Genomic DNA, 10,871 nt, shown 5'->3' with positions numbered 1-10,871 from the left:
TGCAGGAGGATCAGCAGGAGGGCCGCGAACGCGTACTGGACGCGATGGTGCTCGAAGAGCCCGGCGAGCGGGCGGTCGAGGGTCTTCAACACCAGGAGGAGGTAGCCGACGATGAGCGCGGCGTAGACGACGATCTCCAGCCAGAACGTGGAGCCCTCGACGGGGGCCGAATCCGCGGTCTTTTCTCGCTTTGCCACGCGCGTTCAGCGTCGAAGCAAGGGGGGGGCCAACCGGGGGTTTGTTGCTACAATCCCGCCGCGGAGGCATCGTGATGGCGTCGGAAGCACGAGTCGAGAAATACCACGGTTTGGACGCTTCGACGATGGTCGCCGCGTACAAGAACATCTACCGCTCGCGGCGGGTCGACGACAAGGAAATCCAGCTCAAACGTCAGAACCGCACGCACTTCCAGATCAACGGCGTCGGCCACGAGGCGGTCCTGACGGCGGCCGGCATGGTGTTGAAGCCCGCGCACGACTGGTTCATCGCTTACTACCGCGACCGCGCGCTCTGCCTCGCGATCGGCGTCACGCCGTACGAGATGTTCCTCGGGGGGACGGGCGCCAGGGACGACCCCGCGTCGGGCGGCCGGCAGATGCCCTCGCACTGGGGGCACAAGAATTTCAATCTGGTGTCAAAGTCCTCCTGCACCGCGATGCAGTTCCTGAACGCGGTCGGGATCGCCGAGGCCGGGATGCGGATGGCGAAGATCCCCGGGCTGCAGGACCGCGCGTTCCGTTCCGACGAGATCGTCTTCGTCTCCGGCGGCGAAGGCCAGACGGCGGAAGGGGAGTTCTGGGAGTCGCTCAACACCGCTTGCAACCTGAAGCTCCCGGTCCTCTATCTGATCGAGGACAACGGGTACGCGATCTCCGTGCCCGTCGAGGTGGGGCTCGCGGGCGGGTCGATCTCGAAGCTCGTGCGCGGCTTCCCGAACCTCTTCGTGACCGAGGTCGACGGCTGCAACTTCCTCGAGTCGTTCGACGCGCTCCGGTACGCGGCCGAGTACTGCCGGCAGAGGAAGGGCCCCGCGCTCGTCCACGCGCACGTCATCCGTCCCTACTCCCACTCGGTCTCCGACGACGAGAAGCTCTACCGTCCCGCCGCCGAGCGCGAGCGCGAGCTCGCCCGGGACCCGGTCGTCAACTTCGGCCGCTTCCTCGCCGCCGAGGGCGTGGCGAGCGAGGTGGAGATCGCCGCGATCCAGAAGGAGATCGACCGCCAGGTCGACGAGGACGCCGAGCGCGCGCTCGCCGCACCGCTGCCGGAGCCCGAGAGCGCCCTCCAGTGGGTCTATTCCCCCGACGTCGACCCGACGTCGGCGGCCTTCGAGGGGCCGAAGCAGGAAGAAGGCGACCCCCAGACGATGGTCGACCTGATCAACGCCTGCCTGCGCGACGAGATGAAGCGCGACCCGCGGATCGTCGTCTTCGGCGAGGACGTCGCCGACGCTTCCCGCGAGGCGGTGCTCGGCGAGGTCAAGGGGAAGGGGGGCGTCTTCAAGGTCACCCACAACCTGCAGCGGCTCTACGGACACGACCGCGTCTTCAACTCGCCGCTCGCGGAGGCGAACATCATCGGCCGCGCCGTCGGAATGGCCGTCAAGGGATTGAAGCCCGTCGTCGAGATCCAGTTCTTCGACTACATCTGGCCGGCGTACATGCAGCTCCGCAACGAGCTCGCGACGATGCGCTGGCGTTCGGGGAACAACTTCGCGGCGCCCGTCGTCGTGCGCGTCCCGGTCGGAGGCTACATCGCGGGCGCGCTCTACCACTCCCAGTGCGATCCCGTCATGTTCACCCACGTGCCGGGGCTCCGCGTCGTCCTTCCGTCCAACGCGCAGGACGCCAACGGCCTCCTGCGCACGGCGATCCGGTGCGAGGACCCGGTGATGTTCCTCGAGCACAAGCACCTCTACCGGCAGACCTACAACAAGGGGCTCTATCCGGGACCCGACTACGCGATCCCCTTCGGCAAGGCGAGGATCGTCCAGGAAGGCTCGCACGTGACGCTCGTCTGCTTCGGCGCGCAGGTGCAGCGGTCGATCGTCGCCGCGGCGAAGGCGAAGGAGTCCTCGGGGGTCTCGACGGAGATCATCGACCTGCGCTCGCTCTCGCCGTACGACTGGGACGCGATCGCCGCGTCGGTGAAGAAGACGAGCAAGGCGATCGTCTGCTACGAGGACCCGATCTCCTGGGGCTACGGGGCCGAGATCGCCGCGCGGATCGCGGGGGAGCTCTTCGAATGGCTCGACGCTCCGGTCGCGCGCGTGGCGGCGACCGACACGTTCGTCGGCTACGCGCCGACGCTCGAGAAGTTCATCCTCCCGCAGATCGAGGACATCTCGGCCGCCATCGAGAAGATCGCGAAATACTGACACGGCGCCGATCATGTGGCCGGACGACTTCTCGCTCCTCCTCCGGCTCGTCGCGGCGGGCGCGTTCGCGGCGGCGCTCGGATGGGAGCGGGAGAAGGCGGGCAAGTCCGCCGGCCTCCGCACGCACATCCTCGTCGCCGTCGGCGCGGCGCTCTTCGTCGTCCTCGCGCGGCTGACGGCCGCCGCCGCCGGCCCGTCGACCGTGAGCGTGCTGCGCCTCGACCCGCTCCAGGCGGTCGCGACCGGGATCGGCTTCCTCGGCGCGGGGCTCATCTTCAAGGCCGAGGACCGGGTCCATGGCCTGACGACCGCGGCGTCGATCTGGTCGACGGCGGCCGTCGGGTTCGCCTGCGGAATCGGGCACTACGTGCTCGCCGCCGGCGCGACCGTGATCCTGCTGGCGGTGCTGCGGCTGCTGGCGCGCTTCGAGAGGGCCGAGCGCGCGGCGGGCCGGTCGTGACGACGCGGGCTGCCGCGGACGGGTCGAAGACGGGAGGAAAAATGCGCGGAATCCGGATCGCCGTCCTCGGAGTCGCCGCTTGCGTCGCCGCGGCCGCGGGGTCGGCCCAGACCGACTTCTCGAAAGTCGAGGTCAAGACGACCCCGCTCGGCCACGGTCTCGCGATGCTCGCCGGAGCGGGAGGCAACATCGTCGCGTCGGCGGGGGAGGACGGCGTCTTCATCGTCGACGACGAGTTCGCCGAGCTCCATCCGAAGATCCGGGAGGCGCTTTCGAAGATGTCCAACCGCCCGGTCCGGTTCGTCATCAACACGCACTGGCACGGAGATCACACCGGCGCCAACGGAAATTCGCCGCCGACGGCGCGGTCGTCATCGCGCAGGACCACGTCTACTAGCGAATGAGCACGGAGCAGTTCATCAAGCATCTGAACCGCACCGTTCCCGCCTCCCCGAAAGCCGCGCTGCCGGTCGTCACGTTCGACGACCAGGCGACGCTGCATCTGAACGGCGAGGCCGTACACCTCGTGCACGTGAAGAACGCCCACACCGACGGCGACGTCCTCGTGCACTTCCCGGGCGCCGACGTGCTGCACATGGGCGACTGCTTTTTCAACGGCATGTACCCGATCATCGACACCGGGACCGGCGGCACGATCGACGGCTACGTCGCGGCGGTCGAGAAAGGGCTCGAGCTCTCGGGCCCCGCGACGAAGGTCGTTCCCGGGCACGGTTTGCTCGGCGACCGGGCGCAGCTCGCGGCGTTCGGAGAGATGTTGAAGCGGGCGCGCGCGGCCGTCGCGGCGGAAAAAAGCGCGGGAAAGACGCTGGTGCAGGCGCAGGCGGACAAACCCACCGCGCCGCTCGACGAGAAGTGGGGAAAGGGTTTCGTCAAGCCGGACAATTTCGTCCGGATGATCTGGGAGACGCTGCCCTGATGCGCGTCTCGCGGAGACGGTTCCTCGCCGGGGCCGGCGCCGCGGCCGCGACCCTGCCGTTTGCGCGTTTCTCGTTCGGCGCGGGGTCTCCCGCGCCGAATGCGGGTTCGGCGGCGTTCGACCTCTCGCGCGTCCGGCTCCTTCCCGGCCCTTTCCTCGATGCCGCGGACGCGAACCGCCGGTTCCTCATGAACCTCGATCCGGACCGGCTCCTCCACATGTTCCGAGTGACGGCCGGCATTCCTTCCGCCGCCGCTCCGCTCGGAGGATGGGAGGCGCCGGAAAACGAGCTCCGCGGCCACTACACCGGCCATTACCTCTCGGCGCTCGCGATGCGCTGGGCGGCCTTCGGGGACGCGGAAGCGAAAAGCCGGGGCGACGCGATCGTCGGCGAGCTCGGCAAGTGCCAGAAGGCCCACGGGAACGGATATCTCTCGGCGTTCCCGGAGGAGCTCTTCGACCGCCTGCGGACCGATCAGCGCGTCTGGGCGCCCTTTTACACGCTCCACAAGATCCTCGCCGGAATGCTCGACATGGCCTCGCTCGCCGGGAGCGCGCAGGCGCTCGACGTCGCGCGCGGCATCGCGGCGTGGACGGCGCGCTGGACGCAGCCGCTCGGGGATGCCGCGATGGCCCGCGTCCTCGAGCGCGAATACGGCGGGATGAACGAGGCGCTCTATAACCTGTCCGCGCTGACCGGCGAGGGCGGCGACCGCGAGCTCGCCCACCGTTTCGACCACGAGCGCATCTTCGAGCCGTTGGCCTTCGGACGCGACGAGCTCAAGGGCCTGCACGTCAACACCACGATTCCGAAGATCGTCGGCGCGGCGCGGCGTTTCGAGCTCACGGGCGAGCGGCGGTATCGCGACGTCGCCGAGTTCTTCTGGCGCGAGGTGACGGGCCGCCGGGCGTACTGCACGGGAGGGACGAGCAACGGCGAAAGCTGGAACGCCGATCCGGGCGTGATCGCGGGAGAGCTTTCCGGCTATACGCAGGAGTGCTGCCCGACCTACAACATGCTCAAGCTCACGCGGCACGTCGCGGGCTGGACGGGAGACATGGCCTGCGCCGACTATGCCGAGCGCGCGCTCTGGAACGGAATCCTCGGGACCCAGCATCCCTCCGACGGCTCGAAGCTCTACTACGTCGCGCTCGCGTCGGGTTTCTGGAAGCTCTTCGGAACTCCGCTCCACGATTTCTGGTGCTGCACCGGAACGGGAAGCGAGTCGTTCGCGAAGGTCGGCGAGCCGATTTACGCCCGGGAGGGCGAATCGGCCGCCGTCAACCAGTTCATCGCCTCGGAGCTCGACTGGAAGGAGAAGCGGCTTCGCCTCGTCCAGGAGACGCGGTTCCCGGAGGAGCCGAAGACGACGGTCGTCGTCCGGGCCGCCGCGCCGGTCCGGGCCGAGATCCGTTTCCGGATCCCGGGATGGACCGAAGGGCGCGCGTCCGGCACGGTCAACGGCCGCCCGGTGGAAGGTTTCGCCGCGCCCGGGAGCTGGTGGTCGCTCGACCGCGTGTGGCGGGACGGCGACCGGGTCGCGCTCACGCTGCCGATGCGCGCGCGCTTCGAGCCGACTCCCGACGATCCCGCGACACAGGCGGCGATGTACGGGCCGATCGTGCTCGCCGGACGCCTCGGCAGAGAGGGCCTGACGCCCGCGACGCTCCGCGCCGAGCCGACGAAACCCCGGACGGTTCCCGAGTACAAGCTCGATCCCGTGCCCGCGCCGGCGCTGCGGGAGGCTTCGCTTTCGGCCGGCAGCCGCCCGCTCGAGCTCCGCGCCGCGGAGTCAAACGGCCGCGAGATGGCGCTCGTTCCGCTCCATTCGATCTTCGACGAGCGCTACGCGGTGTACTGGAAGACGGAGAGGGCCTGAGTCTCGGCGATTCCTCGTGGAGAGCCGTTCATCGGGTAACGTCATCGAGCCCGGGACTCATCCCCCGGCGTTCTCCGGCGCCGCGACGCGGATCCGGACGTCGACGGCGAGCCCGCCGCGGCCGCGCGAAGAGACGAAGAGGGGATTGACGTCCATCTCCGCGATCTCGGGGAAGTCCGTCACGAGGCGGCAGACGCGGAGGATCGCCTCGACGAGGAACTCGCGGTCCCCCGCCGGCTCGCCGCGGACGCCGGAGAGGAGCGTTCCCGCCTTCAGCTTCGCGAGCGCTTCGAGGACCTCCTCGCGAGTGACCGGCGGCAGCACGAACTTCACGTCCTTGAAGACCTCGACGTAGCGCCCGCCGAGGCCGAACATCACGAGCGGCCCGATGCGGGGATCGTTCGTCGCTCCGACGACGAGCTCGCGGCCGCGCGCCTCGCGCTGGAGGATGAAGCCTTCGAGGTCGGCCGCCGCGCCATGGCGCGCGAGCTCGCCCTTCATCCTCTCGACGGCGGCGAGGAGCTCCGTCTCGTCGCGGATTCCCGTCGCGACGCCGCCGACGTCGGACTTGTGGACGATCTTCTCGCCCGTCGCCTTGAGGACGAGCGGATAACCGACCTTGCGCGCGCCGGAAGGCAGCTGCGACTCGCGGCGAACGAAAACCGGACGCGCGACGGGGATGCCGGCGGCGGCGAGCACGGAGAACGCATCGTCGGGGTCGAGATAGCCGCCGCCGCGGCGCTTCCTTCGGGCGAGGATCGGCGCGATCTTGCCGGCGTCGACCCGGTACCGGGGGAACGTCCCCCGCGGTTTCTTCTGCCAGCGTCCGATCTTCCACATCTCGGCGAGCACCCGCGCGGCGGGCTCGGGAAAGCGGTAGATCGGCGGATGCGCCGGCATCGAGCGCGCCTCGTCGTAGAACTCCTCGTTGGCCATGAAGACGGAGAGGACCGGCTTCTTCGCGGCCGCCGTCGCCGCCATCAGCGCGTCCCACACCGAGCGCGGGCCGTAGAGCACGGGGGTGACGTTGATGACGAGCACCGCGTCGACGCCGCGGTCGGCGAGCAGGATCTTCGCCGCCCGCCCGTAGTTGGCATCGGAGGCCGACGCGATCATGTCGACGGGGTTTCCGAGCGATGCCTCCGGGGGGAGAAAAGCGGCGAGCCGCCGCTTCGTCTGCCCGGAAAGCTCCGCGAGCCTGAGTCCTTGCTGGATGACGGCGTCCGTGGCCATGATGGCCGGTCCCCCGGCGTTGGTGAGGATCGCGACGCGATCGCCCTTCGGCAGCGGCTGCGACGCGAGGGCGGACGCGAGGTCGAAGAGCTCCTCGATCGTGTCGGAGCGCGAGACGCCGCACGCCTCGAGGACGGCGTCGATCGCGACCTCGGAGGCCGCGAGCGCGCCCGTGTGGGACGAGGCGGCGCGCGCGCCCGCCACGGTCCGGCCGGACTTGACGACGAGCACCGGCTTCTTCTTCGTCACCCGGCGCGTGATCTCGACGAAGCGCCTCGGATTCCCGAACGACTCGAGGTAGAGCGCGATGATCCGCGTGCGCGGGTCGTTTTCCCAGTAGAGGAGCATGTCGTTGGACGAAACGTTCGCCTTGTTTCCCATCGACACGAACTGCGTGAAGCCGAGCTTGAGGGACTGCGCGACGTTCAGGATCGCGACGCCGAGCGCGCCCGACTGCGAGGCGAACGCGAGGGGGCCGTACGAAGCCGGCGTGGGGGAGAAGGTCGCATCCATCGAGTACTCGGGCTCCGCGTTGATGACCCCCATGCAATTGGGGCCGATCATCCGCATCCCCTTCTTCCGGACGAGATCGTTCAGCCGGAGCTCGAGCGCCGCTCCTTCCGGGCCGACCTCCTTGAACCCGGCCGTGATCACGACGAGCCCGCGAACCCCCTTGCGGGCGCACTCGGCGACGACCGCGAGGACGTGCTCCTTGGGAACCGAGACGATCGCGCAGTCGATCTCGTCCGGAACGTCCCGCACCGAGGCGTAGCACTTCACCGAATGGAGCACGGACGCGTGCGGGTTGATCGGGAAGATCTTTCCGGTGAAGCCGGAACGGAAGAGATTCGACAGGAGATTCCCGCCGATCGACTGGGGGCGGGTCGACGCGCCGACCACCGCGATCGACCGCGGCCGGAAGACCGCGTCGAGGCCGTCCGGCCGCTCCTCGCGATTGTTGTGGCTCGCCAACGAGCGGCATCCTACCATTCGTCTTTCGAAGCATGGGACACGCGTGGCGGCGTTTCGGCGAGCGGGCGCGGGATCAGCTTTTCCTGATCGTCGCGGGGGCGCTCGCTGTCGCGGCGGTCGGCAGCGGCGCGGTTCCGTGGCGCCGCGTCGCGCGGGTCGAGGATTCTCGGCTGCTCGCCACACTCGCCGCCCTCATCCTCTCGGTCGAGCTGCTGCGGGCTTCGGGGGCCCTCGATTTCACCGTGCGCCGCGCGATCCGGCGCTTCTCCCGCGCGCGGACGCTGACGGCCGCGCTCGTCCTCGCTTCGGGCGCGCTCTCAGCCGTCGTGACCAACGACGTGGCGCTCTTCGTGATGATCCCTTTCACGGTCGCGGCTTCGCGCTTCTCCGACTTCCGCGTCCGCAACGCGGTGATCCTCGAGATCACGGCGGCGAACATCCTCGGCTGCGCCTCGCCGATCGGGAACCCGCAGAACCTCTTCCTGCTGCACCGCTCGAAGATGACGATCCCGGCGTTTTTGACGGCGATGGCGCCGTTCCTGGCGGTCAGCCTCGTCCTGCTCGGCACGGCGATCCTGGTGCTCGAGCCCGCCCGGACGATCACGCGTGTCGAGCGCGCCGCCCCTCCGGTCGCGGCGGCGGGGGCGGCGGCGGGAGCGCTCGGCATCGCGCTCGTCCTCGCGTCGATCGCCGGGTTTCTCCCGCCGACGGCGGCGCTGGCCGCCGCGTTCGCGGCGTGGCTCCTCCTTCCGGGCCGGCGCGGGAACCCGGCGTCGCTTGCGATCGTCCCGCTCTTCTTCTTCGTGTTCATCGACATGGCGGCGCTCACGTCGCTCCACTTCGCGCGGCTGTTCGAGTCGCTGCCGTTGCCCCCGGGACCGCGCCTCTATCTGGCGGGGGCGCTTTTTTCGCAGGCGATCTCGAACGTGCCGGCGGCGGTGCTGCTGGCGCCCTCGGCCGCCGGACGGTGGAAGACGCTGCTCTACGCGGTCAACGCCGGCGGGTGCGGCACGCTCATCGCGTCGCTCGCCAACCTCCTCGGCTGGCAGATCTACTCCCACGAACGCGGCCCGGATCCCGTATTCCTTCCGCGGTTTCACCGCGTGAGCTTCGCGTTTCTCGCGGTGCTCGGCGTGGCCGCCTTCTTGCTTGTATGACGCGGCGATACGGGTCGGATATCCAGCGCCCCGTCGCTCGGCGACGGATCCGACGCGAAGCGGCCGGGCGCGAAGCGCTGGCGCGCCGATCGCCGAGTACGCAAGTGCGACGGCCATACGGGCCCGGCGGGCCTGCCCGCGGTCTCAACGTACGCTTTCGGCACGCCTCGCCCGCGGGCAGGCCCGCCGAACCCGTCTTCCAACCCGTCTCCCCGCGTCTCGCCGCCAACGACAATGGAACGTTGGGGTCTCGAGCTTGCTTGTATGATCGATTTCGGGAGTCCGCCATGTTCGTGATCCCGTTTCTTCTCGCCTCCGCCGCCGTTTCCGCTCCGGCCGCCGTGCCGGCCGAACCCGCTTCCGATCGCGCCGTCTCCTCGCCGGCGACCGCGGGCGCGGACGCAAGCTCGGCCGAAGCCCCCGCGTCGAGCCAGGCCAGGGACGCTTCGGCATCGCGCCTGGAGATCGCCGCGCACGAGCAGGTCGTCGAGGAGCTCTCCGACTTCTACACGATCGACAAGAAATACCGGTCGATGACCGGCCCGCAGAGCACGATGCCGGTCGCCATGGAGGCCGGCCCGGCCGAGCTCCTCTGGATCACCGGGTACTCCGCCGACGTCGTCGGGGACGCCGGTGATCCCTCCGGGCTCGACCAGTTCATGTGCCACAGCAATCTCGACCTCGACTCCGCCGAGTACGTCAAGCGGTTCCACCTCCGGCACGACGTGAATCCCCGCCTCTTCACGCTCTCGCAGGGACAGATGAACATCGAGTTTCCGGCGGGGTTCGGAATTCCCGTCTGGTCGGACGAGAAGCTGTCGTTGACGACGCAGGTGCTGAACCTGAACTACGACGACTGCGACCTGAAGGTCCGCCACCGCACGCGCATCCGGTACGTCCGCGACCGCGACCTCTCGTTTTCGATGCAGCCGCTGTACGAGGATGCGGTGTTCGGGCTGAAGCTCCTCTCCGGCGCCGACGGCCGGTTCGGAATGGATCCGCAGCACGCCGAGCACGGAGGGGCGAGCTGCCTGCCGGGTCAGAACGCCGCGGCGTTCCAGTACCACGACGCCTACGGCCGCGATTTCACGGGCCACTGGGTCGTCCATCCCGGGCGCGAGGTCAACCGCACGCCCGTCGACGCGATGCTGGCGCTGAAACGGGACACGACGATCCATTTCATCGCCGTGCACCTGCACCCGTTCGCCGAGTCGCTCGAGCTCGTCGACGATACGGAGGGGAAGACCGTCTGGAAGAGCTTCGCGAAGAACCCGGTGGACCGGATCGGCCTCGACCGGGTCGACACGTTCGAGAGCGCCGAGGGGATCCCGATCCGGCACGACCACCATTACGAGCTCGTCTCGACGTACGACAACACGTCGGGCCAGGACCAGGACTCGATGGCGGTGATGTACCTGTACCTGAGCGATCCGGATTTCCAGAGGCCGGCCGAGCCGAAGGCGGTCGCGTCGAGGTAGCGGCCGGGAGGCGTCCTTCTTCGCCGAAGCGACGAAGAATCTGCCCGGGGGTAGGTCCGGCGGAGAGTCAGGGATGGCCTGCACGCCTTGGGCGCTTGGCGATCCCTCGAAGTAGTTCGCTTCTCGGTGCCGAAGCTTCTGTTTTCGTTATCTCTTCTCGTATGGCGGAGAGTCAGGGATGGCCGTCGCACTGGCGTGCTCGGCGATCCTTGATCTGTCGCTTCGCTCCCGCCGCTTCGCGGCGCCGCCATTTTGCTGACGCAAAATGGCGGAGAGTCAGGGATGGCCTGCACGCCTTGGGCGCTTGGCGATCCCTCGAAGTAGTTCGCTTCTCGGTGCCGAAGCTTCTGTTTTCGTTATCTCTTCTCGTATGGCGG

At 68.8% G+C, this 10,871-nt stretch carries 9 protein-coding genes; 7 read left to right on the top strand and 2 right to left on the bottom strand.

Annotation, left to right across the window (positions count from 1 at the left end):
• The coding region (locus VKH46_04980) for a hypothetical protein (GenBank protein ID HKB70176.1) at positions 1–197 on the bottom strand (197 nt) is incomplete at its 3' end.
• A 110-nt stretch (positions 198–307) separates the two neighbouring features.
• Between VKH46_04980 and VKH46_04975 the strand changes: the two genes are divergently transcribed.
• From VKH46_04975 to VKH46_04955, 5 genes are read left to right on the top strand one after another with little or no spacing between them, the layout of a single operon-like run.
• Entirely contained in the window at positions 308–2,377 is a 2,070-nt protein-coding gene (locus VKH46_04975; protein HKB70175.1) for a dehydrogenase E1 component subunit alpha/beta, read from the top strand.
• Positions 2,378–2,390: 13 nt separating this feature from the next.
• Positions 2,391–2,837 (top strand): MgtC/SapB family protein, encoded by a 447-nt coding sequence (locus VKH46_04970; GenBank protein HKB70174.1) that lies wholly within the window; start codon positions 2,391–2,393, stop codon positions 2,835–2,837.
• The gene (locus tag VKH46_04965; protein ID HKB70173.1) at positions 2,834–3,241 is read left to right on the top strand and encodes an MBL fold metallo-hydrolase; all 408 of its coding nucleotides are present in this window, start codon (positions 2,834–2,836) and stop codon (positions 3,239–3,241) included. The genes VKH46_04970 and VKH46_04965 overlap by 4 nt, the downstream gene beginning before the upstream one ends.
• Positions 3,238–3,774 carry a hypothetical protein gene (locus VKH46_04960; GenBank protein HKB70172.1) on the top strand — a complete coding sequence of 179 codons (537 nt, stop codon included), beginning with the start codon at positions 3,238–3,240 and terminating at the stop codon, positions 3,772–3,774. The genes VKH46_04965 and VKH46_04960 overlap by 4 nt, the downstream gene beginning before the upstream one ends.
• Positions 3,774–5,654, top strand: coding sequence for a beta-L-arabinofuranosidase domain-containing protein (locus VKH46_04955; GenBank protein HKB70171.1), 1,881 nt, complete (start codon positions 3,774–3,776; stop codon positions 5,652–5,654). The genes VKH46_04960 and VKH46_04955 overlap by 1 nt, the downstream gene beginning before the upstream one ends.
• Before the next feature lie 57 nt (positions 5,655–5,711).
• Here the strand turns inward: VKH46_04955 and VKH46_04950 are convergent, their stop codons facing one another.
• Positions 5,712–7,859: an acetate--CoA ligase family protein gene (locus tag VKH46_04950; GenBank protein ID HKB70170.1), complete on the bottom strand. Its 2,148-nt coding sequence runs from the start codon at positions 7,857–7,859 to the stop codon at positions 5,712–5,714.
• Between the two features lie 32 nt (positions 7,860–7,891).
• Between VKH46_04950 and VKH46_04945 the strand changes: the two genes are divergently transcribed.
• Both VKH46_04945 and VKH46_04940 read left to right on the top strand, forming a co-directional pair.
• Positions 7,892–9,016, top strand: coding sequence for an SLC13 family permease (locus tag VKH46_04945; GenBank protein HKB70169.1), 1,125 nt, complete (start codon positions 7,892–7,894; stop codon positions 9,014–9,016).
• A gap of 287 nt (positions 9,017–9,303) precedes the next feature.
• A complete protein-coding gene (locus VKH46_04940) occupies positions 9,304–10,494 on the top strand; it encodes a hypothetical protein (GenBank protein HKB70168.1) in 1,191 nt (396 codons plus the stop codon).
• Positions 10,495–10,871 lie beyond the last annotated feature (377 nt).

This window comes from Thermoanaerobaculia bacterium (assembly GCA_035260525.1).
GTDB lineage: Bacteria > Acidobacteriota > Thermoanaerobaculia > UBA5066 > DATFVB01 > DATFVB01.
This window is presented reverse-complemented; position numbering and strand designations above follow the sequence as displayed.

Coding starts and splice junctions, on each gene's coding strand:
- VKH46_04970 (HKB70174.1), top strand. CDS start 2,391: ATGTGGCCGGACGACTTCTCGCTCCTCCTCCGGCTCGTCGCGGCGGGC.
- VKH46_04955 (HKB70171.1), top strand. CDS start 3,774: ATGCGCGTCTCGCGGAGACGGTTCCTCGCCGGGGCCGGCGCCGCGGCC.
- VKH46_04945 (HKB70169.1), top strand. CDS start 7,892: ATGGGACACGCGTGGCGGCGTTTCGGCGAGCGGGCGCGGGATCAGCTT.
- VKH46_04960 (HKB70172.1), top strand. CDS start 3,238: ATGAGCACGGAGCAGTTCATCAAGCATCTGAACCGCACCGTTCCCGCC.
- VKH46_04940 (HKB70168.1), top strand. CDS start 9,304: ATGTTCGTGATCCCGTTTCTTCTCGCCTCCGCCGCCGTTTCCGCTCCG.